The 24,096-nt window shown below is 53.0% G+C and carries 23 protein-coding genes; 16 read left to right on the top strand and 7 right to left on the bottom strand.

From position 1 onward, the window contains the following. Positions 1-3: 3 nt before the first annotated feature. A complete protein-coding gene (locus SK32_RS15420; protein WP_048213132.1) occupies positions 4-276 on the top strand; it encodes a GNAT family N-acetyltransferase in 273 nt (90 codons plus the stop codon). A 42-nt stretch (positions 277-318) separates the two neighbouring features. Here the strand turns inward: SK32_RS15420 and SK32_RS15415 are convergent, their stop codons facing one another. Continuing rightward, positions 319-1,248 carry a LysR substrate-binding domain-containing protein gene (locus tag SK32_RS15415; RefSeq protein ID WP_005123372.1) on the bottom strand — a complete coding sequence of 310 codons (930 nt, stop codon included), beginning with the start codon at positions 1,246-1,248 and terminating at the stop codon, positions 319-321. A gap of 392 nt (positions 1,249-1,640) precedes the next feature. Here SK32_RS15415 and SK32_RS15410 point away from each other — a divergent pair, with 392 nt between their 5' ends. The 7 genes from SK32_RS15410 (at position 1,641) to SK32_RS15380 (ending at position 10,144) form a co-directional block, all read left to right on the top strand. Continuing rightward, positions 1,641-2,246, top strand: coding sequence for an ankyrin repeat domain-containing protein (locus tag SK32_RS15410; protein WP_048213131.1), 606 nt, complete (start codon positions 1,641-1,643; stop codon positions 2,244-2,246). A gap of 126 nt (positions 2,247-2,372) precedes the next feature. Continuing rightward, entirely contained in the window at positions 2,373-3,161 is a 789-nt protein-coding gene (locus tag SK32_RS15405; protein WP_048213130.1) for an oxamate carbamoyltransferase subunit AllH family protein, read from the top strand. Then, entirely contained in the window at positions 3,139-4,686 is a 1,548-nt protein-coding gene (gene fdrA, locus SK32_RS15400; protein WP_048213129.1) for an acyl-CoA synthetase FdrA, read from the top strand. The genes SK32_RS15405 and fdrA overlap by 23 nt, the downstream gene beginning before the upstream one ends. Further along, entirely contained in the window at positions 4,686-6,104 is a 1,419-nt protein-coding gene (locus SK32_RS15395; protein WP_048213128.1) for a YlbE family protein, read from the top strand. The genes fdrA and SK32_RS15395 overlap by 1 nt, the downstream gene beginning before the upstream one ends. Before the next feature lie 117 nt (positions 6,105-6,221). Continuing rightward, a complete protein-coding gene (locus SK32_RS15390) occupies positions 6,222-7,772 on the top strand; it encodes a hypothetical protein (RefSeq protein ID WP_003840986.1) in 1,551 nt (516 codons plus the stop codon). A 26-nt stretch (positions 7,773-7,798) separates the two neighbouring features. Beyond that, entirely contained in the window at positions 7,799-8,749 is a 951-nt protein-coding gene (locus SK32_RS15385; protein ID WP_048213127.1) for a carbamate kinase family protein, read from the top strand. A 12-nt stretch (positions 8,750-8,761) separates the two neighbouring features. Then, positions 8,762-10,144, top strand: coding sequence for an amidohydrolase family protein (locus tag SK32_RS15380; RefSeq protein ID WP_048213126.1), 1,383 nt, complete (start codon positions 8,762-8,764; stop codon positions 10,142-10,144). Between the two features lie 44 nt (positions 10,145-10,188). On the opposite strand, the gene SK32_RS15375 is transcribed toward SK32_RS15380, so the two are convergent. Continuing rightward, a complete protein-coding gene (locus SK32_RS15375; RefSeq protein WP_048213125.1) occupies positions 10,189-11,079 on the bottom strand; it encodes a nickel/cobalt efflux protein RcnA in 891 nt (296 codons plus the stop codon). Positions 11,080-11,199: 120 nt separating this feature from the next. Between SK32_RS15375 and rcnR the strand changes: the two genes are divergently transcribed. After that, positions 11,200-11,472: a Ni(II)/Co(II)-binding transcriptional repressor RcnR gene (gene rcnR / locus SK32_RS15370; RefSeq protein WP_003825567.1), complete on the top strand. Its 273-nt coding sequence runs from the start codon at positions 11,200-11,202 to the stop codon at positions 11,470-11,472. Between the two features lie 53 nt (positions 11,473-11,525). Here rcnR and SK32_RS15365 read toward each other — a convergent pair whose 3' ends face one another. Continuing rightward, positions 11,526-12,755: an amino acid permease gene (locus tag SK32_RS15365; RefSeq protein ID WP_048213124.1), complete on the bottom strand. Its 1,230-nt coding sequence runs from the start codon at positions 12,753-12,755 to the stop codon at positions 11,526-11,528. Positions 12,756-12,897: 142 nt separating this feature from the next. Further along, complete coding sequence (locus SK32_RS15360) at positions 12,898-13,353, bottom strand: multidrug/biocide efflux PACE transporter (protein ID WP_048213123.1); 456 nt, start codon at positions 13,351-13,353, stop codon at positions 12,898-12,900. A 101-nt stretch (positions 13,354-13,454) separates the two neighbouring features. Between SK32_RS15360 and SK32_RS15355 the strand changes: the two genes are divergently transcribed. From SK32_RS15355 to araE, 5 genes are all read left to right on the top strand, one after another. Further along, complete coding sequence (locus tag SK32_RS15355) at positions 13,455-14,339, top strand: LysR family transcriptional regulator (RefSeq protein ID WP_048213122.1); 885 nt, start codon at positions 13,455-13,457, stop codon at positions 14,337-14,339. Positions 14,340-14,441: 102 nt separating this feature from the next. Next, a complete protein-coding gene (locus tag SK32_RS15350) occupies positions 14,442-15,620 on the top strand; it encodes an acetyl-CoA C-acetyltransferase (RefSeq protein ID WP_005123390.1) in 1,179 nt (392 codons plus the stop codon). 470 nt (positions 15,621-16,090) lie between these two features. Continuing rightward, positions 16,091-16,927: a 5-dehydro-4-deoxy-D-glucuronate isomerase gene (kduI, locus tag SK32_RS15345; protein ID WP_048213494.1), complete on the top strand. Its 837-nt coding sequence runs from the start codon at positions 16,091-16,093 to the stop codon at positions 16,925-16,927. 57 nt (positions 16,928-16,984) lie between these two features. Further along, a complete protein-coding gene (gene kduD, locus SK32_RS15340) occupies positions 16,985-17,746 on the top strand; it encodes a 2-dehydro-3-deoxy-D-gluconate 5-dehydrogenase KduD (RefSeq protein WP_003033923.1) in 762 nt (253 codons plus the stop codon). A 315-nt stretch (positions 17,747-18,061) separates the two neighbouring features. Then, positions 18,062-19,480, top strand: coding sequence for an arabinose-proton symporter AraE (gene araE, locus SK32_RS15335; RefSeq protein WP_003033926.1), 1,419 nt, complete (start codon positions 18,062-18,064; stop codon positions 19,478-19,480). Between the two features lie 55 nt (positions 19,481-19,535). Here the strand turns inward: araE and SK32_RS15330 are convergent, their stop codons facing one another. Then, a complete protein-coding gene (locus tag SK32_RS15330; RefSeq protein ID WP_048213121.1) occupies positions 19,536-20,423 on the bottom strand; it encodes an Rpn family recombination-promoting nuclease/putative transposase in 888 nt (295 codons plus the stop codon). A 196-nt stretch (positions 20,424-20,619) separates the two neighbouring features. Then, a complete protein-coding gene (locus SK32_RS15325) occupies positions 20,620-20,946 on the bottom strand; it encodes a cupin domain-containing protein (RefSeq protein ID WP_048213120.1) in 327 nt (108 codons plus the stop codon). Between the two features lie 141 nt (positions 20,947-21,087). Between SK32_RS15325 and SK32_RS15320 the strand changes: the two genes are divergently transcribed. Further along, entirely contained in the window at positions 21,088-21,795 is a 708-nt protein-coding gene (locus SK32_RS15320) for an aspartate/glutamate racemase (RefSeq protein ID WP_048213119.1), read from the top strand. On the opposite strand, the gene SK32_RS15315 is transcribed toward SK32_RS15320, so the two are convergent. After that, entirely contained in the window at positions 21,767-22,702 is a 936-nt protein-coding gene (locus SK32_RS15315; RefSeq protein WP_048213118.1) for a LysR family transcriptional regulator, read from the bottom strand. The two genes, SK32_RS15320 and SK32_RS15315, sit on opposite strands and share 29 nt — an antisense overlap. A gap of 117 nt (positions 22,703-22,819) precedes the next feature. Between SK32_RS15315 and lysA the strand changes: the two genes are divergently transcribed. After that, positions 22,820-24,076, top strand: coding sequence for a diaminopimelate decarboxylase (gene lysA, locus SK32_RS15310; RefSeq protein ID WP_048213117.1), 1,257 nt, complete (start codon positions 22,820-22,822; stop codon positions 24,074-24,076). Positions 24,077-24,096 lie beyond the last annotated feature (20 nt).

Here is a 24,096-nt window from a genome sequence, read left to right as displayed (position 1 = left end):
ACCATGGAAATTCTTGCAGGCCACAACAAATTTTATGTGAACGATGCTGAAGGCAAGCAGGTCGCCGAGATTGTTTTTGTGCCGACGGGCGAGCATCTGAGCATCATTGAGCATACCGATGTCGACCCCAGCCTGAAAGGTCAGGGCGTCGGCAAACAGCTGGTGGCGAAAGTGGTAGAGAAGATGCGCGCTGAAAACCGCAAAGTTATTCCGCTGTGCCCGTTTGCCAAACATGAATTTGATAAAACCCGCGAGTACGACGATATCCGCGCCTGATTATCTTATGTGAACCGGAAGGTATAACAGCCATCCGGTTCATCACTGCCGATGCAGCAGATCCTGATAAATCCCCGTCAGTACCCCTTGTGGCCCAAACTCTTTTTTAATCCACTGCGTTACGCGACCGGTTGCTGCGTGCTGGGTTGCCAACAGCATGCGTGAATCCTGACGCGGGTTGTGGATCTGCCGCGTCACCAGCAACGACTTTTCCATCGCCTCGCGCACCATATAGTCCGGTAAAAAGCCGATGCCTTCACCCAGGATCTGGCACTGGCACTTGGTATTAAAATCAGGAACCAGAATCGACTCCTGTCCGTGTAACAGCCAGCCGACCTTCTTGTTAATGGTGTGCGCGGTGTCTTCCACCATGATGTTCGGGTACAGGCGCAGCTGGCTCTCAGAAATAGGTTCAGGCATAAAGGCGAGCGGATGATCCGGGGCAATCGCAAACGACCAGCGGATCGCGCCAATCTCAGTGTAATCAATGCCGCCGCCATCCAGTAACGTATCAGGCGCGCCAATGGCGATATTAGCCAGGTTGTTGATGATCGAATCCCAGACGCCGTTATACACCTCGGTGGTGACGGTTATCTGGCAGGTCGGAAACTGCTTTTTGAGTACCTGTAACAGCCGTGCAGTATGCTGTGGGGTATACAACAGCTGGTTAATGCAAATGCGTACCCTCGCTTCAATTCCCTGGGCGATAGTATCGATGCTGCGCTTGATGGCGTGGAAGTCATTCAGCAGGTCGGTTGCTTTGCGAAAGAAGTAGCGACCGGACTCGGTGAGCTCAATGCTGCGGGTACTACGAGTAAACAGCACCACATCGAGCCCCATCTCCATACGTTTGATGGTGTAGCTGATGGCCGACGTTGTTAAGCCAAGCTCCTCAGCGGCCTTGCTGAAACTGCTGTAGCGTGCTGCCATCGTAAAGGCCAGCAGGTTTTCCTCGGTAAAAATTGAATTCATCCGTTCTCCCCTCAGACCATGCTGCGATGTCCACGATACGATGATTGTTGAATGTATTTGTAATCCTTATCGAGAGCAATCAGTTTTGAACAGAATTTAACACTAGGGTTACATTTGATTTGAAGGCAATCACACTTCTGTATTTTAGTTGCGACCCGCTATCCGTGCTGCATACCGCCTGATTTCCCCAGGCTCTGATTCATCGCTAAAACGGCTTCCGTCATAAGGGAAAGATTGCACTACAGCACGTTTTACTCTCATTGTTAAATTTGATTCAACAATCGACACGCTTACGATGAATGAAATTTAAGCGGATGTTATTCTCTAAACTCTGTTGCTATTCTCAGGTTATCGGAAATATGAAGAGTCTAAAAAACTGCAGGAGAGTGATTATGTCAGAGAAAGAACTTATTACTGAATTTCTGCTGGCGGCAGAACAGGGTAACGTCGAAGGATTAAAATCCTGTCTGGAAAAAAATGTGGATATTAATGCCACCAACCGTCAGGGCCGTACTGCCATAATTATTGCCAGCCTGAATAAGCATTACGATTGTGTTTCTTTATTGATTGCCGCCGGTGCTGATATTAATAAGCAAGATCAAACCTGCTTTAATCCATTCCTGATTAGCTGCCTGACAAATGACTTAACGCTACTGCGTTTGGTATTACCGGCTAACCCGGATCTTGAGCGTCTGAGTCGTTTTGGCGGTGTCGGCATTACGCCTGCCAGCGAAAAAGGTCATGTTGAGATCGTGCGCGAGCTGCTGCTGCATACCGATATTAATGTCAACCACACCAATTTCGTTGGCTGGACGCCGCTGCTGGAAGCTATCGTACTTAACGACGGCGGCGCGAAGCAGCAGGAGATCGTTAAGCTGCTGCTCGACCATGGCGCAAACCCGCACATGACGGATAAATACGGTAAAACCCCGCTGGAACTGGCGCGGGAGAAAGGTTACCACGAAATTGCCGAGCTGCTGATTGCCGCCGGAGCCTGACAGAGGAGCGCCGCTATCGCCACGCCATCACGGCGATGCGTACGGGCGCTAACCGCAGACAGCGCGTTTCTCGCTTTCCGGGGAACGGGGCGGGTTGAACAGGTTTTTTCCCACGCGGTAAACCTGTTGATACCTGAACAGCAGCGGCTGCTGACGTTATTGAGTGAAGATTGTGATAACGCGCCTAACAGCTGTCGGCTGGCGCTGACGCATTGTGAAGACCTGTTTCATCCCGGTGAGCCGGTCAGTTTTACCGAATCAGGGATTGTTGTTGGTAAGGATAAGTGGATAGAGACTTCCGGGTGCCTGCCGTGGCGAATGCCACAGTGGACGCCAGATGCAACAGCGTTTGCGGCTATTCGGTGGCAGCGCTGGGAAGAGGATATCCGCCAACAGCTTAAAAACGATGACACATTATTTCTGTACCAGGGTGACAATCCGTTTTATCAGGAAATCACCCGTGAACTACTACAGCGTCGCCAGACATTACTGACGGCGTTGCGTACAGGAGAAAATATCTCTACAGCGGTCAGCCATTTAATTGGTCTGGGGATTGGTCTGACGCCCTCATCGGATGATTATTTAGTGGGTCTAAGCACTATTCTATTTATTCCCGGACATCCGCTGAGGAAATATCGTGAAGATTTTTTAGCAGCTTTACAATGTGCCGGAAATAATACGACGCTACTCAGCAAAATAACATTAGAGGAAGCTTTTCATCAGCGCTATCGGGAAAGTGTCGCACGACTGCTGAACCATATTATTAATGAGCAACAACCCGTTTCTACGCAATATATAACTGATATTAAAAATATCGGCTCAAGTTCTGGCTGCGACATGCTGTACGGCATGGCAGATGCCTGCGCCCTGAGCCACAGGTCCGGAGGGAATTATGTCGATCAGGATAGTTGTTAAAAAGAATACGTACTTTGATTCGGTCTCACTGATGTCTATTTCAACACGCGCAAATAAGCTCGATGGTGTGGAGCAGGCGTTCGTGGCTATGGCGACAGAAATGAATAAGGGCGTGCTGAAGAATCTCGGCCTGCTCACGCCTGAACTGGAAGAGGCGAAAAGTGGCGATCTGATGATTGTCATTAAAGGCGCCAGCGAAGCGGCGAACGAGCAGACGCTGGTGGCGATTGAGGATCTGTTCACGCATAAAGAGCAGGGCGGCCAGCACGAAGCGCGCTACGCTACGCTCGCCAGCGCGAAGAAACATGTTCCTGACAGCAACCTGGCGGTGATCTCGGTCAATGGCCTGTTTGCCGCGCGTGAAGCGCGTCAGGCGCTGCAAAATAACCTCAACGTGATGTTGTTCTCTGACAACGTCTCTCTTGAAGACGAGCTGACGCTTAAGCAACTGGCGCACGAAAAAGGGCTGTTGATGATGGGGCCTGATTGCGGAACCGCCATTATTAACGGCGCGGCGCTGTGTTTCGGTAATGCGGTACGTCGCGGCAACATCGGAATTATTGGTGCGTCCGGTACCGGTAGCCAGGAACTGAGCGTACGCATTCACGAGTTTGGCGGCGGGATTTCCCAACTGATTGGCACCGGTGGACGCGATCTGAGTGAAAAGATTGGCGGCCTGATGATGCTTGACGCGATTGGCATGTTGGAAGCCGATCCGCAAACCGAAATCATTGCACTGATCTCCAAACCGCCTGCGCCAGCGGTGGCGCGCAAGGTGCTGGAACGTGCACGCGCCTGTCATAAGCCCGTGGTGGTGTGTTTCCTTGGACGTGATGCCGCGCCTGCGGATGAAGCGGGGCTGCAGTTCGCACGTGGCACCAAAGAAGCTGCGCTGAAAGCGGTACTGCTGACAGGCGTGAAAAAAGAGAGTCTGGATCTGCATCCGCTCAACTGGCCGCTGATTGAAGAGGTTCGCGCCCGTCTGACGCCACAGCAAAAGTACATTCGTGGGCTGTTCTGCGGCGGCACGTTGTGCGATGAGGCGATGTTTGCCGCCATGGAAAAACATGCTGAAGTGTACAGCAACATTCATCCGGACCCGGCATTCCGCCTCACGGATCTCAATCGCAGCGTCGCGCATACCTTCCTTGATTTCGGTGATGATGATTTCACCAACGGTAAACCGCACCCGATGATCGATCCCACCAACCGTATTAGTCGTCTGTTGCAGGAAGCGCGCGATCCTGAAGTTGGCGTGATCGTGATGGACTTTGTGCTTGGCTTTGGATCGCATGAAGATCCGGTTGGCGTAATGCTCGATGCGATCGTTGAAGCCAAAGCGATCGCCGCCGCAGACGGTCGTCCGCTTGAGATCCTCGGCTATGTGCTGGGAACCGATCTTGATACGCCATCGCTGGAAAAACAGTGCCAGATGCTGACCGATGCTGGCGTCATCTGGGCGAGCAGTAGCACCAACACCGGATTGCTGGCGCGTGAATTTATCTGTAAAGGGGAGGAAGCCTGATGAGCCAGACACTGTTTAACCAGCCGCTGAACGTTATTAACGTCGGTATCGCGATGTTCAGCGATGACCTGAAAAAGCAGAATGTTCCCGTGACCCAGCTCGACTGGACGCCGCCGGGCCAGGGCAACATGCAGGTGGTTGCTGCACTGGACGAGATTGCCGATTCGCCGCTGGCAGACAAAATCGCTGCCGCTAACCAGCAGGCGCTGGAACGTATTATCCAGTCGCATCCGGTGCTGATTGGCTATGACCAGGCAATCAATGTCGTGCCGGGGATGACCCGCAACACCATCCTGCACGCCGGGCCGCCAATCCGCTGGGAAAAAATGTGCGGTGCAATGAAGGGCGCGGTCACCGGGGCGCTGGTGTTTGAAGGACTGGCGAAAGATCTGGATGAAGCCGCCGAACTGGCCGCCTCGGGCGAAATTATCTTCTCTCCGTGCCACGAGCATGACTGCGTTGGCTCGATGGCGGGTGTGACGTCAGCATCCATGTTTATGCACATCGTTGAGAACAAAACCTACGGCAACCGCGCATATACCAATATGAGCGAGCAGATGGCGAAGATCCTGCGCATGGGAGCGAACGATCAAAGCGTTATCGATCGTCTGAACTGGATGCGTGATGTGATGGGCCCAATGCTGCGCGATGCCATGAAGCTGGCGGGAGAAATAGACTTGCGCCTGATGTTGGCGCAGGCGCTACACATGGGCGATGAGTGCCATAACCGTAACAATGCCGGGACGGCGCTGCTGATTCAGGCGCTGACGCCGTGGATTATTCAGACCGGTTATCCGGTTGAGCAGCAGTGTGAGGTGTTCGAGTTCGTCCTCAGTAGTGATTACTTCTCCGGACCGACGTGGATGGCGATGTGTAAAGCCGCAATGGACGCTGCACACGGCATTGAATACAGCACCGTGGTGACGACGATGGCGCGTAACGGCGTTGAGTTCGGTCTGCGCATTAGCGGCTTACCGGGCCAGTGGTTTACCGGTCCGGCGCAGCAGGTGATTGGCCCGATGTTTGCGGGCTACAAGCCGGAAGATTCCGGACGTGATATTGGCGATAGCGCGATCACCGAAACCTACGGCATTGGCGGTTTCGCTATGGCGACGGCGCCGGCTATCGTGGCGCTGGTGGGTGGTACGGTCGAAGAGGCCGTTGATTTCTCTCGCCAGATGCGTGAAATCACTCTCGGCGAAAACCCCAACGTCACCATTCCGCTGCTTGGTTTTATGGGCGTACCGACCGCTATCGATATTACGCGCGTGGGCAGCACCGGCATTCTGCCGGTGATCAACACCGCAATTGCGCACAAAGATGCGGGGATCGGCATGATCGGCGCCGGAATAGTCCACCCGCCGTTCGCCTGTTTTGAAAAGGCGATCCTCAACTGGCGCGACCGCTACTGCCAATAACAACAATCGGGGCTAACGCGGTTAGCCCCACAGTAGCGAAGCGAAAAACGTTGCTTACCTGCAGGGCTGGGCGATCTCCGCGATCGCAAACGATGCTTAACCTGTTAAGGATATTCCATGAACAGCATAAAACTAGAATGGAAACGTGGTGACTGGGCAGCTTACTTTGGGCTGATGACCAACAACCTGACTAACCTGCTGACAATGATGGGGCTGCTCATTTTTGTCGTCGGGATCCCTACCGAAATTGTCTATGGTCGCATTGCGCCTGCCTTTGGTCTGGCGGTGCTGGTGGCCAGCGTCTGCTACGCCTGGTTTGGCCTGCAGATGGCAAAGCACACCGGGCGTAAAGACGTGACGGCGCTGCCGTCCGGACCGAGCGCACCGTCAATCTTTACCGTCACCTTCCTGGTACTGATGCCGGTTTATCAGCAAACCAAAGATGCCAACTTTGCTATCCAGATAGCACTGGTATGGTGCTTTGTCGAAGCGTTGATCCTGGTGGGCGGCTCCTTCCTGGGCGAAACCATCCGCAAGATGATCCCACGTACGGTACTGCTTTCTTGTCTGTCCGGCCTGGGACTGTTGCTGCTGGCGATGAACCCGATGCTGCAGGCATTCGAAGCGCCGACCGTCTCTTTCATCGTCCTGTTGCTGATCTTCATTAACTGGTTCGGTAAGAAGCCGATTTTTGCCCGTATTCCTACCGGTTTGCTGCTGCTGATTGCCGGTACGGCCCTGGCGTGGATCTCCGGTTTACAAAGCCCGGAAGCCATTAAAGCGTCGATGTCTTCCTTTGGCTTCAACCCGCCGGAAATTCATGTCGACAGCTTCCTGCAAGGTTTGCCGCATGCACTGCCGTATCTGGCTTCTGCGGTTCCTCTGGGTCTGGCGAACTACATTTTCGACCTTGAGAACATTGAAAGTGCGCACGCGGCGGGGGATGAGTACAACACCCGTAAGGTGATGATGGCGAACGGCTTTGCCTCCATGCTCGGCTGCATGCTGGGCAATCCGTTCCCGGTGACCGTGTATGTTGGGCATGCGGGCTGGAAAGCGATGGGCGCCAGCATCGGCTATACCCTCGCTTCAGGCATCACCATGTTCCTGGTACCGCTGTTTGGGCTGGGCGCGTTTATGCTCGCCATTATTCCGATGACTGCGATAGTGCCGATTCTGGTGTTTATCGGCGTGGTGACCGCCAACCAGGTGGTACGAGAAACACCCAAAGTAGAGGTTCCCGTCATCTTCATCTGTCTGTTCCCGTGGATTGCCAACTGGGCATTGACCATCGTTAACAGCGTGATGGGCGCCGCCGGAACCTCTGCGGGGAAACTGGGCAGTGACCTGCTGCACAGCAAAGGTGTCTATTACGACGGACTGGTGCATCTGGGAAGCGGCGCGCCGCTGGCCAGCATGCTGTGGGGCTGCGTCGCTATCTTCGCCATTATGAATAAGCCGCTGCGCGGGGCGATTGCCGCAGCTTTTGGCGCGCTGCTATCGCTGTTTGGCGTGATCCACTCCCCGGCGGTTGGCTTTGCTGAGGGCAGCTCGATGATGTTTGTTGTGGCCTACCTGATGATGAGCGGAATGTTTGTCCTCAAGCATGTTCTTGATAGCCGTGAAGCGGTGACTGCGCCTGAGCAGGAACCGACGAAAACGACCTGAATCGCCTGTAAGCGGAAGATAACACTATGAAAGAACTTGTGGTCGTTGCCATTGGCGGCAACAGCATTATCAAAGATAACGCCAGCCAGTCGATTGAGCACCAGGCTGAAGCGGTGAAGGCGGTGGCGGATACGGTGCTGGAGATGCTGGCATCGGACTACAACATTGTGCTGACGCACGGTAACGGGCCGCAGGTAGGGCTGGATCTCCGGCGTGCGGAAATCGCGCACGAGCGCGAAGGGCTGCCGCTTACCCCACTGGCAAACTGCGTCGCCGATACGCAGGGGGGGATCGGTTATCTGATCCAACAGGCGCTGAACAACCGTCTGGCGCGGCGCGGTGAGCAGAAGGCAGTGACGGTGGTCACGCAGGTGGAGGTCGACAAAAACGATCCCGGTTTTGCTAACCCGACCAAGCCTATCGGGGCGTTCTTTAGCGCAGTGCAGCGTGATGAACTGCAGCGGGTCAATCCGGGCTGGCGCTTTGTTGAGGATTCGGGGCGCGGCTACCGTCGGGTAGTCGCCTCTCCACAACCGAAGCGCATTGTCGAGGCGGAGGCGATCAAAACGCTGACTCAGCAGGGGTTTGTGGTGATTGGTGCGGGTGGTGGTGGCATCCCGGTGGTGCGTAGCGATTACGGGGATTACCAGAGCGTGGATGCGGTGATTGATAAAGATCTCTCCACGGCGTTGCTGGCACAGGAGATCCGCGCCGACATTCTGGTGATCACCACCGGCGTCGAGCAGGTCTGTATTCATTTTGGCAAACCTAACCAGCAGGCGCTGGATACGGTGGATGTCGCAACGATGACCCGCTACATGCAGGAAGGTCACTTCCCGCCGGGCAGTATGTTACCCAAAATCGTTGCCAGCCTGACGTTCCTTGCGCGTGGCGGTAAGCGGGTAATCATCACCACGCCGGAATGCCTGCCCGCCGCACTGCGCGGTGAAACGGGCACCCATATTGTCCATTCCTGAGAGGAGATGCGAATGAAGGAAAGTAACAGCCGCCGTGAATTTTTAAGCCAGAGCGGAAAAATGGTCACTGCTGCCGCGCTGTTTGGCGCAGTCGCCCCGGTCGCGTATGCTGCTAATCCTGTCGGGAACACCTGCGGGTCGAAGAGCACAATGACGATTAACGATAAGCACTATTACCTGGATAACGTCCTGCTGGAAGCGGGGTTTGATTACGAAAACTCGGTGGTGGTACATACCCGTACCGCGCTGCAAACCGTTGAAATCCAGGACGGGAAAATTGTTGCGCTGCGCGAGAATAAGCAGCATCCGGATGCGGCGCTGCCGCACTACGATGCGGGTGGAAAGCTGATGCTGCCCGCCATGCGCGACATGCATATCCATCTGGATAAAACCTTTTACGGCGGTCCCTGGCGTTCGCTGAACCGTCCGGCGGGCACCACCATTCAGGATATGATCCGCCTGGAGCAAAAGCTGCTGCCTGAACTCCAGCCTTATACCCAGGAGCGGGCGGAAAAGCTTATCGATCTGCTGCAATCAAAAGGCACCTCGATTGCCCGCAGTCATTGCAATATCGAACCGGTTTCCGGACTGAAAAACCTGGAGAACCTGCAGGCGGTGCTGGCGCGTCGCCAGCCGGGTTTTGCCTGCGAAATCGTGGCGTTTCCGCAGCATGGCCTGCTGTTATCAAAATCTGAACCGTTAATGCGTGAAGCGATGCAGGCGGGAGCGCAGTATGTCGGCGGTCTGGACCCAACCAGCGTCGACGGCGCGATGGAAAAATCACTCGATACCATGTTCCAGATTGCGCTCGATTACAACAAAGGCGTGGATATCCATCTGCATGAAACCAGTCCGGCGGGCGTGGCGGCGGTGAATTACATGGTAGAAACGGTGGAGAAAACCCCGCAGTTGAAGGGAAAACTGACCATCAGCCATGCATTTGCGCTGTCTACGCTGAACGAGCAGCAGGTGGATGAACTGGCAGCCCGCATGGCGGCGCAGCAAATTACCATTGCCTCGACGGTGCCGATTGGCACGATGCACATGCCGCTAAAACAGCTGCGCGACAAAGGCGTGGAAGTGATTACCGGCACCGACAGCGTGATTGACCACTGGTCGCCGTACGGCCTGGGAGACATGCTGGAGAAGGCGAATCTGTACGCGCAGCTCTATATTCGCCCGAATGAACTCAACCTGTCGCGGGCGCTGTTTCTCGCTACCGGTGATGTGCTGCCGCTTAACGATAAAGGTGAGCGCGTCTGGCCGAAAGCGCAGGATGAAGCCAGCTTTGTGCTGGTGGATGCCTCCTGCTCGGCGGAAGCGGTCGCGCGAATCTCCCCACGCACTGCGACCTTCCATAAAGGGCAACTGGTGTGGGGGAATGTCGCAAGCTAGCCTGGTTCTACGCGCAGCGGCTATCGCTGCTGCGCTCCCATATATTAACCGACGATCCCCATATAGCCGTGAATCCCCATATATACGCCGACCATCGCGATGAGCACGCTGGAAAAATAGGGCGCTTTGCGTGCCAGCGTGTTAAATCCGCTCCAGCGTTTGGCCGCCTGCTGCACGCTGATTGCCGCGCCCACGCCCACCGTTACCAGCGTTATCGCCAGCCCGAGGCTAAAGCACAGCACCATCGTTGCCCCCAGCGTAAAGGCTTTGAGCTGGATACAAATCAGCAGTACCGTAATGGCCGCAGGACACGGGATTAACCCGCCGGTCAGGCCAAACAATAAAATTTGGCCGTTGGTGACCTCTTTGCCCGCAAAGCGGCGCTGAATATCGGTGGCATGTGCGCGTTCGTGCGCGTCCTGATACTCTTTCGAACCCTCGCTCAGCCCTGCTAACGCGGCATGGTTATGATCGTGGTCATGGTGATGGTGATGATCGTCATCGTGGTCATGATGGTGGTGGTGATGATCGTCATGATCATGGTGGTGGTGATGCCCGTGATCGTGGTCGTGATGCGTCTGGGCCAGCCAGTTCTGCTCTCCCTGCCAGGTCCGCCAGAACATCCAGAATGCGGTCCCGAGAATAATTATCGCCGAGACAAACTGCAGCCAGGGCTCCACGGCCTGGGCTGTAAACGCTTTGCTGATATACATCCCGCCGAGCGCAATCAACCACACCACAGCGGTATGCGACAGGGTAGCCGCCAGCCCCAGCATCACCGCCTGCTTGATAGTCCCCTTTATGGCGATAATAAAGGCCGCCATCATTGTCTTGGAATGCCCCGGTTCCAGACCGTGTAACACGCCCAATAAGATCGCGCTGGGAATGAAAAACCAGGCGTTGCCTTGCTGAAGAAGCGTCGAAAACTCACCCATGAGAATGATTCTTAGTTGTTTTGTTTCACCGGATTCTACTCCCCCCCAGTATCAAATACTACCCCCCAGTAGAATGTCGATGGTATTGTCGCTACAGCCAGACGTTAAAAAGGTAAAGTTATGTCACATACGATCCGCGACAAACAGAAGCTGAAAGCCCGAACCAGTAAGATTCAGGGGCAGGTAGCGGCGTTGAAAACCATGCTGGATGAACCGCATGAATGCGCGGCGGTATTGCAGCAAATAGCGGCGATCCGCGGGGCGGTAAATGGATTAATGCGCGAAGTGATTAAAGGTCATCTGACCGAGCACATTGTGCATCAGGGCGATGAAATAAAGCGTGAAGAGGATTTGGACGTTGTCCTGAAAGTGCTGGATTCGTACATCAAATAAGTCAGTTTAACGGCTCATCCACACACTGATGAATGAGCCGTTGATAACGTCATTTAGCCAAAAAACATCACAGATACACACAGCAGACCGACAATCAACGTTATCAGGTTCCCCACTGATCGGTACGGCTTCAGCGCCGGGATCAGATAGGTAGACAATGTCGGCATGATAAACAGAATCATGGCAATCAGCGGCCCACTGATCGCGTAAATCATTGAAATGGCATTCGGGTTAATGCAGCAGATGATAAACGTGATGCTTGAGACCAACATAATGGACAGGGCGCGGTTAAAGGCCCGGCTTTTCTTCACACCTACCTGATGCAGCGACGTTTTTACAACTTCTGTCGCCCCTTCAATTACGCCAAAGTAGGTGCCGAGGAACGATTTTGACATCGCCACGACGGCAACAATAATCCCGGAGATTGACAGCCAGGCCGGCGCGTTTGGCATCATCGATAGTGCTGACAGAATGGTCACGCCTTCATTTTTTGCATCCTCGATATAGTTTGTCGGAATCGAAAGCAAACAGCTGAAAACGAAAAACAGCACGCTCAGGCAGATGATGACGTAGGCTACCTTCATGATTTTTTTGCATTTACCCATGGCCTGCTCGCCATATTTCTCACGTCGATCAATGGCGAACGTGGAGATAATTGGCGTATGGCTAAAAGCGAAAACCATCACGGGAATAGATATCCAAACCTGATGAAGCGTGTGCTGATCGACAGACATCTGGCCGGTGAGTAGCGTTGGCTGCCAGCTTCCGGTCAGGTAGAGCGAAAGGAATAAAAAATACGCGATGAGCGGGAACACCAGAAAGCCCATCACCCGGATGGTGGCCTGGCGACCCATCAGAAAAATTAAATTCAGCACCAGTACCACGCCGAGACTTACCAGCATGCGTATGCGTAGATCAATCTCGATATGTTTTGCCAACTGTTCGGTGAGTGAATTGGTTATCGCCACGGCGTAGATCAGCACCACCACAAAGAAGGCAATAAAATAAAGCGTCGTGATCAGGCTGCCTATCTTCTTGCCATAGTAGTGGGTGACCGCGCCGGTGATCCCTTCACCTGCAGAGGTTTTTGACGACAGAATAAACTGGCACAGCGCCTTGTGCGGCCAGTAGGTTAAAGGCCAGGCGACGAGTGCGGTGATAAACAGTACCACCGCGCCTGCAGAACCCAGCTGTATGGGAAGGAAGAGGGTTCCTGCGCCGACGGCAGTCCCATATAGTGCGAAGCTCCAGAGAGTCTCTTCTTTTGACCAAAATTTCGACATTATTTGAACGTATCAACTATAAAATAAACAAAAAGAAGCGCAATTTACCACAAATGAGAGGGGCTGGGGGAGGTGTGAACAAGTGGGCTGGTGAATGGATGAATAGCCGGAATTGAGAAAATTCCGGCTATTGTTTGAATTATCAGGCAGTAACGCGCTGCTGGCGACGCTTCATAACACGCTCGCGTAACGTGTCATATGCCCAGTTATAGAACATGGTGTACGGCAGGAAGAACAGGAAGAAACCTATTTCCAACGTGAATGCCTGAAACAGGCTGACGTTCAGCACATACGCCACGATGCTCACCCCGATCACAATAAAACCACTCTCAAAACCTAACGCGTGGAATGCGCGTACTTTAGCCGTACGTTTCACCAGATGTGACGGCCATAAGCGGTCAAACAGGGCGTTATATATGATATTCCAGATCATTGCTGTCGTTGCCAGCAGAATGGTCAGCCCGCCCATTTCCAGTACCGAGCGCTGCATCAACCATGCGGTGGTTGGTGCGAGAACAGCGGTGGCAATGCCTTCAAAGCAGACGGCATGAAAAATGCGCTCCATTAACGAGCGACGTTGGACTGTATCGTGTTGCATAACCTAAAACCTTCTTTGATGCCCGAATAACGGAATGGTGGCAATTTTATCGTTTTATGTGATATCTAAAAGATAGTATCCATCGATAAAGTAGATAGTTCATGCGTTACTCTCCTGAAGCGTTAACGGCATTTGTAGAGACCGTTTCCTGCGGCTCATTTTCTGCTGCGGCCCGGCGGCTGCGCAAAAGCCAGTCCACCATCAGTACGGCCATTGCGCATCTGGAAGCCGACCTTGGTTTTGCGCTGTTTGACCGTTCATCACGCCAGCCAACGCTGACCGAAGAAGGTAAGCGGGTGCTGGGTTATGTGCAGGCCATTCTGTCAGCGAGCGATCGTCTGGACGAAGCGGCGATTTCGCTGTCGGGTGAAACGGAAGCGCGTTTGACCTTCGTGTTGTCAGATACGCTGCATCCGGATGTGCTGGAAGAACTGATGGTGCAGTTTGACCGTAAGTTTCCCCATACCGAGTTTGAATGTCTGATTGGTGAAGACGAGGACGTGATCGATCTGCTGCAAAAAGGACGTGCTCAGGTGGGGTTGATCGAAGCGCGGGAGGATTACCCGACCGACATGGGCGTCACGCGCCTGCCGATGCAAACCTGGATGGGATTATATGTTGCGGCTTCGCATCCGCTGGCGGCGCAGGAAAAACTGCAGTGGGAACAGCTGCATACCTGGCGCGAGCTGCGTCTGAACACCTATCTGGAAAGCCGTACCAACGTGGCGCGCGGCCCTGTGTGGTCTGCTCCCAACTATTTGTTGCTGCTGAGTATGGCGGTTCAGGGATTCGGCTGGTGCGCGCTGCCTTGCGCGCTGGTAGAAGAATTTGCCGCAGAAAAGCCGCTGGTTCCATTGACGCTGCCCGGTTGGCCAAAGGCTATCTCTATCGATCTGTTGTGGAATAAGAAATCCCCGCCAGGCGTGGCGGGAAGTTGGCTGCGCGACCATTTACAGCAGAGTGGCGTTCAGATGACCAATAAATGATACGAATTTCCTTTGTGATAAAAATCACCGTTTTTAAACAACCTTGATAACTCTTTTTAACAATCATCTACTATTGCGGTGTTATTTTGCGCTGAGGTGGTGATGAAAGAGGTTGTGATAGTCGGGGCGTTAAGGACACCGATTGGCTGCTTCCAGGGGACGCTGGCGCGCCACTCTGCCGTTGAATTAGGCAGCATGGTAGTCAGGGCGTTACTGGAACGCACGGGCGTGGACGTTCACGCCGTGGATGAAGTGATCCTCGGTCAGGTGCTTACCGCAGGTGCCGGGCAGAATCCGGCGCGTCAGTCTGCCATCAATGGTGGGCTACCCAATACCGTTTCCGCCATCACCATTAACGATGTCTGTGGTTCGGGCCTGAAAGCGCTGCATCTGGCGACCCAGGCTATCCAGTGCGGCGAAGCCGACATTGTGATTGCGGGCGGGCAAGAGAATATGAGCCGCGCCCCGCATGTCCTTACGGATAGCCGCACCGGCGCACAGCTGGGGAACAGCCAACTAGTCGACAGCCTGGTACATGACGGGCTGTGGGATGCTTTCAACGACTACCATATGGGTGTTACCGCTGAAAATCTGGCACGGGAATATGGTATCAGCCGCGAATTACAGGACGCCTACGCGCTTCATTCGCAGCACAAAGCGCGGATGGCAATTGATGCCGGGCGCTTTAAAGATGAGATCGTGCCGGTAGTGACCCAGCGTAATGGGCAATCCTTTGTGGTGGATACCGACGAGCAGCCGCGCACCGATGCCAGCGCCGAAGGGCTGGCGCGTCTGGATCCTACCTTCGACAGACTCGGTTCGGTCACGGCGGGCAACGCGTCATCTATCAATGATGGCGCTGCCGCGGTGATGATGATGAGCGAAGCCAAAGCGCAGGCGCTGAATTTACCCATACTGGCGCGCATTCGCGCCTTTGCCAGCGTCGGTGTCGATCCTGCGCTCATGGGGATAGCTCCGGTATACGCGACGCGTCGCTGCCTTGAGCGCGTCGGCTGGCAACTGGCGGATGTCGATTTGATTGAAGCCAATGAAGCCTTCGCCGCGCAGGCATTATCCGTTGGGAAAATGCTGGAATGGGACGAGCGTCGGGTGAATGTGAACGGCGGAGCCATTGCGCTCGGTCATCCGATTGGCGCATCAGGCTGCCGGATTCTGGTTTCACTGGTACATGAAATGGTGAAGCGTCGGGCGCATAAAGGGCTGGCAACGTTATGTATCGGCGGCGGCCAGGGGGTGGCACTCGCTATCGAACGAGATTAACGATCTTACATTTACCGTCTTAAACGCCTTTCTAAGTGTTTTCCCTGCACCTGTAAAAAAGCCCTCCAGCAGGAGGGCAAGGCCAGTTACAGAAACATACACTCTAAACACAGTCAACTTATCAAAACATTGTTTCATTTCATGTGATTAACTGCGCACTTTGTTAGAAAAGGTGTCTTATCGGCCTATAAACTCGGCTGAATTTTCCATTTTTTATCCCCACCTCTAGTGAATGAATAAATTTATCTTATTGTTATTCAATGATTTTATTTAAACCTATTTCGCTATTTATACGCGCTGGCGTGATCGCACTTACACTTTTGATAATAAGATGCGGAAAAAGTGAAACATCGTTTTAGTTATAATTGAAAACCCGTCCCGGGAGGGATATCATGAACACATTAGGTAAAACGGAACGGCGTTTTGCTATCGCTCAAGAATTCACGGTCAATTTATCACTGGAGGTAAATGTGGACGTAAGACAAAGCATCCATAGTGCGCATGCGAAAACCCTGGATACCCAGGCGCTGCGTAATGAGTTTTTGGTAGAAGAAGTGTTTGTCGCAGATGAATACACCATGGTCTACAGCCACATCGATCGCATCATTGTTGGCGGCATTATGCCTGTTGGCAAAACCGTCTCTGTGGGTGGCGAAGTCGGCAAACAGCTGGGCGTAACCTATTTCCTCGAACGTCGTGAGCTGGGTGTGATCAATATCGGCGGCCCGGGCACGATTACCGTTGACGGCCAGTGCTATGAAATTGGCCATCGCGACGCGCTGTATGTCGGTAAAGGGGCAAAAGAAGTTGTTTTTGCAAGCATTGACCCTGCAAAACCCGCCAAGTTCTATTATAACTGCGCGCCGGCACACATGACTTATCCAACCAAAAAAGTGACCCCAGCCGACGTTGCGCCAGTCACGCTGGGCGATAACCTCACCAGTAACCGTCGTACCATCAACAAATACTTTGTGCCGGATGTTCTGGAAACCTGCCAGTTGAGCATGGGTCTGACTGAACTGGCACCGGGTAACCTGTGGAACACCATGCCGTGTCATACCCATGAACGTCGTATGGAAGTCTATTTCTACTTCAATATGGAAGAAGATACCTGCGTCTTCCACATGATGGGGCAGCCTCAGGAAACGCGTCATATTGTGATGCACAACGAGCAGGCGGTGATTTCTCCAAGCTGGTCTATTCACTCCGGCGTCGGCACAAAAGCGTATACGTTCATTTGGGGCATGGTCGGCGAAAACCAGGTCTTTGATGATATGGACCATGTTGCAGTAAAAGATCTGCGCTAGTTGCGGGCGACTGCCGTGCCTGCTGCGGCGGGCATTATAAAAAATTAAGGATTTACAATGATTTTGAATGCATTCTCTCTTGAAGGTAAAGTCGCGGTTGTGACCGGTTGTGACACAGGTTTGGGTCAGGGTATGGCGCTGGGTCTGGCTGAAGCGGGCTGCGATATCGTGGGTATCAACATTGTTGAGCCGACTGAAACCATCGAACGTGTTACTGCCCTGGGCCGCCGTTTTTTAAGCCTGACCGCCGATCTGCGTCAGATTGATGGTATTCCGGCACTGCTGGAGCGTGCGGTCGCAGAATTCGGTCATATCGACATTCTGGTCAACAACGCCGGTCTTATCCGTCGTGACGATGCTATCGACTTCAGCGAAAAAGACTGGGACGACGTGATGAACCTGAACATTAAGAGCGTGTTCTTCATGTCTCAGGCGGCGGCGAAGCACTTTATCGCGCAGGGTAATGGCGGCAAAATTATCAACATCGCCTCTATGCTCTCCTTCCAGGGCGGCATCCGAGTGCCGTCTTACACCGCGTCTAAAAGCGGCGTAATGGGCGTCACCCGTCTGATGGCCAACGAGTGGGCAAAACATAACATCAACGTCAACGCGATCGCGCCGGGTTATATGGCGACCAATAACACGCAGCAACTGCGTGCTGATGAGCAGCGTAGCGCCGAAATTCTCGATCGTATCCCGGCGGGCCGTTGGGGTCTGCCAAGCGATCTGATGGGGCCAGTAGTGTTCCTGGCGTCCAGCGCATCTGACTACATTAACGGTTATACCGTTGCGGTCGACGGTGGGTGGCTGGCGCGTTAATTTACCGTCCAGCATCAACAAACCCTGCCAATGGCAGGGTTTTTTTTGGTGTTAAGTTATTTTAGTCCATATTCTGTTTATAAATTAATCCATACATAATTATATATATATGGGTTGTCAATAATTAATACTCTTTAATATCAGTGCATTAAATTTAATTGAGTAATTAGCGATAAATTTTAAAATTGGAATATCCATCACATAACGATGTGGTGCAGCAATTTTATCCATGTTTTTGCCGTTTCCCGCCTGACGCTTCCTGCAAGGGATCCCTTACTTTCAATGGCATGGTTACTCTGTATCTGGCAGGAAAAAATGGTCTCAATAAATAATGATGCTGCTTTAGCGCCGCGCCCAGTGCGCGATACGCGACGTATGAATATGTTTGTTTCTATCTCTGCGGCTGTCGCAGGGTTGTTATTCGGCCTGGATATCGGCGTAATTGCCGGCGCGTTGCCTTTCATCACCGATCACTTTGTGTTGACCAGCCGCCTGCAGGAGTGGGTGGTCAGCAGCATGATGCTGGGCGCGGCAATTGGTGCGCTGTTTAACGGTTGGCTGTCATTCCGCCTGGGACGTAAATACAGTCTGATGGCGGGGGCGATCCTTTTCGTCGTCGGATCTCTGGGCTCGGCGTTTGCCTCCAGCGTAGAAATGCTCATTTTTGCCCGCGTGGTACTGGGCGTTGCGGTGGGGATCGCCTCTTACACCGCGCCGCTCTATCTCTCCGAAATGGCCAGTGAGAACGTGCGCGGCAAGATGATCAGCATGTATCAACTGATGGTAACGCTGGGGATCGTACTGGCCTTTTTATCTGATACGGCGTTTAGCTACAGCGGTAACTGGCGCGCTATGCTGGGCGTGCTGGCGCTTCCGGCGGTGTTACTGATTATCCTGGTTGTGTTCCTGCCCAACAGCCCGCGCTGGCTGGCGGAAAAAGGTCGCCACATTGAAGCAGAAGAAGTATTGCGCATGCTGCGCGATACGTCAGAAAAGGCCCGCGATGAGCTGAACGAAATCCGTGAAAGCCTGAAGCTGAAGCAGGGTGGTTGGGCGCTGTTTAAAATTAACCGTAACGTGCGCCGCGCGGTTTTCCTTGGGATGTTGTTGCAGGCGATGCAGCAGTTCACCGGGATGAACATCATCATGTATTACGCGCCGCGCATTTTCAAAATGGCGGGTTTTACCACCACAGAGCAGCAGATGATTGCCACGCTGGTGGTTGGCTTAACGTTTATGTTCGCTACCTTTATTGCCGTCTTCACAGTCGACAAAGCAGGACGTAAACCGGCGCTGAAAATTGGGTTCAGCGTAATGGCCATCGGGACGCTGGTGCTCGGATATTGCCTGATGCAGTTTGATAACGGCACGGCTTCCAGTGGACTATCCTGGCTGTCAGTTGGCATGACGATGATGTGTATTGCAGGCTATGCGATGAGCGCCGCGCCGGTGGTGTGGATCCTGTGTTCGGAAATTCAGCCGCTGAAATGCCGTGATTTTGGTATTACCTGCTCCACCACCACCAACTGGGTGTCGAACATGATCATTGGTGCAACGTTCCTGACGCTGCTCGACAGCATTGGCGCAGCCGGTACGTTCTGGCTTTATACCGCACTGAACGTCGTATTTATTGGTATTACCTTCTGGCTTATTCCTGAAACCAAAAATGTTACGCTTGAGCATATCGAACGTAAGCTGATGGCTGGCGAGAAGTTAAGAGATATTGGGGTGTAAGTGAGCAGGAAGCCCGATAGATCAATTGATTATCGGGCTCCCATTGCTACCTATTTCAATGTGGAGCCGCCTGCCTGGCGAGGAGATCCTTAGCAGACAGCCCGGTTATCTTTAGTATAATTTCATGACTAATACCATTCGCTAACATCATCTGGGCAATGCGTAATGCCTCTTGTTGTTTGGCTTCCTGTTGCAATACTTCCGCGATAGTCATCAGACGTTCCTTTTGCTGTGGTACCCGATGGGCAACCTCACGGATAAATTTATCAACGTGAGGCGTATTTCCAAACTGCATCATGTAATTAAATAGCGTTTTGAGCTGGCTGTCATTAGCGTATCCCGTAGCCAGCAACGAGACTAGTTGTTCCACTAATCCCATTAAATCACGCTTGCGGATATGTTTTTGCATCAATTCCAGCAGTGCTATACGGCGATGTTGCATAATTTCGTCATCGGGTATTACTGTGATATCCACCAGCGGAAATGTTGCTGAGTAAAGCTGTCGTGCCAATGCGGGATCGTCAAACTCATCCAGCCAGCAGAGTGAAAAGGGGTAGGGGCTGAGAGCGCCATGATAAAACAGCATCGGTATCACCAAAGGTAATGTTTTATGGCCAGCATCCAAATGGCGTTGCATTGCAGCCATGGCATAGCGCATCAGCCGAAATGCCATGTGAGCGTCTGGCGAACTCTGATGCTCGATAACAACATAGATATACCCATCGCCTTCGTTTGTTTTTAATGACCACAGCACGTCGGAGTAGCTGGCTCGCAGGCTATCCTCAATAAAACTGCCTGATTCCAGTTTTAGCGTTTGCAGATCACATAGCTCCCGCAAGGTTGATGGAAGATAGATATCCAGAAAATCTCTTGCGGTATCGGGATGGTACAAGAACTGTTTGAAGACTGCGTCATGTGGAGTGGCTGTTGTCATTTTTGTCATGGCGATCCGTCACCGTTAATTAAGATAACGTGACTGTAATCGCCCACATGGCGAGGCGCATTGGGTGATTAACGCTTATGCGAACTGGTATCGAAGGAAAATGCCCCACCTTGTAACGCATTCATTTTTAGGGAACTGAGTACGCATTTTAGCGTGTTCTCAAACCGTTCAGTAGCACGGCTTGAGAACAGCGAAATTACTCGTGCAGAAAATCTTCGCGCACCGGCGTGAAGGTATCGAGCAATGTTCCCGGCTGTAAACAGACGCAGCCGTGCATGATATTGGGTTGCTTGTACAGGGTGTCTCCTGCACTGACGACATGCTTTTCTTCCCCAATTGTAAATTCAAACTCACCCGATAAAACGTACGTGAGTTGTTCATGCGGATGGTTGTGCATCGGGCCAACTGCGCCCTGCTCGAAATTGACTTCCACGGCCATCATTTTGCCATCGTGAGCCAAAATACGCCGGGTAACGCCGTTACCCAGATCTTCAAGCGTGGTTTCTTTATGAAAAATAAACATTCGGTATTCTCTCAATAAAATGAAACATTATTTCATTAAATTTATATCAGAAAATAAAAAAAGGAAATGTGCGCCGACAGATGTGGAAAGTTGATCACATCTTTGGTTCACTGGGAGGACCACCACGAATAAGGGAAAATGATGAAAACGATCGGTCTGTTAGGCGGAATGAGCTGGGAATCCACTATTCCCTATTATCGTCTGATTAATGAAGGGGTTAAGCAGAATCTGGGCGGTCTGCATTCTGCGAAAATTCTGCTGCACAGCGTCGATTTCCATGAGATTGAAGCCTGTCAGTCGAACGGTGACTGGCAGCGGGCAGGGGAGATCCTGGCGCAGGCTGCGGTGGGGTTACAGCAAGCGGGTGCTGAGGGGATTGTGCTGTGTACCAACACCATGCATAAAGTGGCCGAGGCCATTGAAACGGCCTGCGATGTCCCGTTTTTGCACATTGCCGATGCAACAGGGCGGGCTATACAACAGCAGAAGATGAGTAACGTCGCGCTGTTGGGCACGCGTTACACCATGGAACAGGATTTCTATCGTGGGCGTTTACAGATGGAATTTGGCATTAGCACGCTAATCCCTGATGCTGACGACCGACAGAAAATAAACCAGATTATTTTCGAGGAGCTGTGCCTTGGTGAATTTAGCGAAACGTCCCGCGATTATTACCTGAGCGTGATTGAGCAACTGGCTCGTCAGGGGGCACAAGGGGTGATCTTTGGCTGCACCGAAATTGGCCTGCTGGTTCCCACTGAAATGAGCCCGTTGCCGGTCTTCGATACCGCGGCGATCCATGCGCAGGATGCCGTGACGTTTATGCTTTCACCTGAGATTGCAAAATAGCCTCCAGCGGGTCAGTAAGCCGGTGGAGATGGGCCTGTAGATGTGCTGTAAAAGCATCAACCAGCGCGGATGCCGGGCGATGCAGTGGATGGATCAGGCTGACGGTAAAAGGCACCGAAACACTAAAACGCCGGATTACAATCCCGCTGCCTGCGTAATCCAGGGCGGTCAGCGGGTTCACTACCGAGATCCCCACGCCGGCACGTACCATCGCACAAATTGATGCGGCACTGTGCGTTTCTATGACCATTCGGCGCTTGACCTGATGATCATTAAACAGGGTATCCAGCAACTGGCGATAACTGTCGGTGCGCGACAGGCTGATATAGTTTTCCCCCTGAAAATCTTGCGGTGTTAATACTGCTTTCCCGGTCAGCGGATGTCCCTGCGGCAGCACGCAAACTTCATCCAGCGACAGTAATTCAGTGCGTTTAGTCCCGGCGGGGGTATGCAGGGTCTCAGTTAACCCGAGATCGTGGCGCTGTGCCGACAGCCACTCTTCCAGCAGCGGCGACTCCTGCGGCACTATCTGAATATTGACCTGCGGATAGCGCTCGAGAAATGGCTGCAGCAGCGGCGGTAAAAAGGACTGTGAGAACACTGGCAGGCAGACAATCGACAGCTCACCCTGACGAAATTCACGCAGGCTCTCTGCGGCGCTCACAATTCTGTCCAGGCCATACCACGAACGTTGCACCTCTTCAAACAGGCGTAGCCCCTGCACTGTGGGATGCAGCCGGCCTCGCGTACGTTCGAACAGTGTTAACCCCAGAACTTTTTCAAATCTTGCCAGCTCGCGACTGACGGTAGGCTGCGACGTGTGCAGCATCCGTGCGGCTTCCGTCAGGTTGCCTGCTGTCATAATGGCGTGAAAAATTTCAATGTGGCGCAAGTTAACGGCAGGCATCGGCGATCCTCAAATAAACATTCCATATCATTTTTGCATAGACTCGCGATAAAACGATATTTTTTATTCTCTTCGGGCTGTGGCGTAATCATAAAAAAGCCAATACCGGAGCACGCCATGCCACGTCCACTCAACAGCACTGATACTGACCTGACCGCAGATAACCTGCTGCGTCTGCCCGCCGAATTCGGTTGTCCGGTATGGGTTTACGATGCGCAGATTATCCGCGCGCAGATAGCCAAACTGAGTCAGTTTGATGTGGTGCGTTTTGCCCAAAAGGCCTGCTCGAATATTCATATTTTGCGTCTGATGCGTGAGCAGGGCGTGAAGGTGGATTCCGTCTCGCTGGGTGAGATTGAACGTGCGCTGGCAGCAGGTTTTGTGCCGGAGAATGATGAAATCGTCTTTACCGCCGATATGATTGACCAGGCGACGCTGGCCCGGGTGCATGAGCTACGTATTCCAGTAAACGCCGGGTCGGTTGATATGCTGGAACAACTGGGTCAGGTTTCGCCAGGGCATCGTGTATGGCTGCGCGTCAACCCAGGTTTTGGTCACGGGCATAGCCAGAAAACCAATACCGGCGGCGAGAACAGCAAGCACGGTATCTGGTATAGCGACCTTCCGGCGGCGCTGGAGGTGATTCAGCGTTATCAACTGAAACTGGTGGGCATTCATATGCATATCGGCTCCGGTGTGGACTACGGCCATCTGGAGCAAGTGTGTGGCGCGATGGTGCGTCAGGTTGTTGAATTAGGTCAGGATCTGGAGGCTATATCTGCGGGCGGAGGTTTGTCGATCCCATATCGCGAAGGAGAAGAGGCGATCAACACCGATCACTACTTCGGACTGTGGAACGCCGCACGAGAGCAAATCGCCAAACATCTGGGGCATCCGGTGAAGCTTGAGATCGAGCCAGGACGTTTTCTGGTGGCCGAAGCGGGTGTGCTGGTGGCGCAGGTGCGCAGTGTGAAAGAGATGGGCAGTCGCCACTTCGTGCTGATCGACGCGGGCTTCAACGATCTGATGCGGCCAGCAATGTACGGCAGCTATCACCATATCTCCGCATTGGCCGGGGATGGCCGCTCGCTGGATAATGCGGCGCAGATTGAGACGGTGGTTGCCGGGCCGCTGTGCGAATCGGGCGATGTTTTTACCCAACAGGAAGGCGGTAAAGTTGAAACCCGTCTATTACCTGCGGTAGTGCCGGGAGATTACCTGGTATTGCATGATACCGGTGCGTATGGCGCGTCGATGTCGTCGAACTACAATAGCCGCCCGCTGCTGCCGGAGGTTCTGTTCGATAACGGCGTGGCGCGACTCATTCGCCGTCGTCAGACTATTGATGAGCTGTTAGCGCTGGAATTAATCTGAATACAGCGTTATGAAACGCC

It is taken from the genome of Citrobacter sp. MGH100, from assembly GCF_001034465.1.
GTDB classification, from domain to species: Bacteria; Pseudomonadota; Gammaproteobacteria; order Enterobacterales; family Enterobacteriaceae; genus Citrobacter; species Citrobacter youngae.
This window is presented reverse-complemented; position numbering and strand designations above follow the sequence as displayed.

Bases quoted from the DNA above. Each gene is read 5' to 3' on its own strand.
- SK32_RS15410 (WP_048213131.1), top strand. From the start codon at position 1,641: ATGTCAGAGAAAGAACTTATTACTGAATTTCTGCTGGCGGCAGAACAG.
- SK32_RS15380 (WP_048213126.1), top strand. From the start codon at position 8,762: ATGAAGGAAAGTAACAGCCGCCGTGAATTTTTAAGCCAGAGCGGAAAA.
- SK32_RS15315 (WP_048213118.1), bottom strand. From the start codon at position 22,702: ATGCCTGCCGTTAACTTGCGCCACATTGAAATTTTTCACGCCATTATG.
- SK32_RS15330 (WP_048213121.1), bottom strand. From the start codon at position 20,423: ATGACAAAAATGACAACAGCCACTCCACATGACGCAGTCTTCAAACAG.
- SK32_RS15375 (WP_048213125.1), bottom strand. From the start codon at position 11,079: ATGGGTGAGTTTTCGACGCTTCTTCAGCAAGGCAACGCCTGGTTTTTC.
- SK32_RS15395 (WP_048213128.1), top strand. From the start codon at position 4,686: ATGAGCCAGACACTGTTTAACCAGCCGCTGAACGTTATTAACGTCGGT.
- kduD (WP_003033923.1), top strand. From the start codon at position 16,985: ATGATTTTGAATGCATTCTCTCTTGAAGGTAAAGTCGCGGTTGTGACC.
- lysA (WP_048213117.1), top strand. From the start codon at position 22,820: ATGCCACGTCCACTCAACAGCACTGATACTGACCTGACCGCAGATAAC.
- SK32_RS15390 (WP_003840986.1), top strand. From the start codon at position 6,222: ATGAACAGCATAAAACTAGAATGGAAACGTGGTGACTGGGCAGCTTAC.
- rcnR (WP_003825567.1), top strand. From the start codon at position 11,200: ATGTCACATACGATCCGCGACAAACAGAAGCTGAAAGCCCGAACCAGT.
- SK32_RS15320 (WP_048213119.1), top strand. From the start codon at position 21,088: ATGAAAACGATCGGTCTGTTAGGCGGAATGAGCTGGGAATCCACTATT.
- SK32_RS15360 (WP_048213123.1), bottom strand. From the start codon at position 13,353: ATGCAACACGATACAGTCCAACGTCGCTCGTTAATGGAGCGCATTTTT.
- SK32_RS15325 (WP_048213120.1), bottom strand. From the start codon at position 20,946: ATGTTTATTTTTCATAAAGAAACCACGCTTGAAGATCTGGGTAACGGC.
- SK32_RS15365 (WP_048213124.1), bottom strand. From the start codon at position 12,755: ATGTCGAAATTTTGGTCAAAAGAAGAGACTCTCTGGAGCTTCGCACTA.
- SK32_RS15350 (WP_005123390.1), top strand. From the start codon at position 14,442: ATGAAAGAGGTTGTGATAGTCGGGGCGTTAAGGACACCGATTGGCTGC.
- SK32_RS15415 (WP_005123372.1), bottom strand. From the start codon at position 1,248: ATGAATTCAATTTTTACCGAGGAAAACCTGCTGGCCTTTACGATGGCA.
- araE (WP_003033926.1), top strand. From the start codon at position 18,062: ATGGTCTCAATAAATAATGATGCTGCTTTAGCGCCGCGCCCAGTGCGC.
- SK32_RS15355 (WP_048213122.1), top strand. From the start codon at position 13,455: ATGCGTTACTCTCCTGAAGCGTTAACGGCATTTGTAGAGACCGTTTCC.
- fdrA (WP_048213129.1), top strand. From the start codon at position 3,139: ATGTCGATCAGGATAGTTGTTAAAAAGAATACGTACTTTGATTCGGTC.
- SK32_RS15420 (WP_048213132.1), top strand. From the start codon at position 4: ATGGAAATTCTTGCAGGCCACAACAAATTTTATGTGAACGATGCTGAA.
- SK32_RS15385 (WP_048213127.1), top strand. From the start codon at position 7,799: ATGAAAGAACTTGTGGTCGTTGCCATTGGCGGCAACAGCATTATCAAA.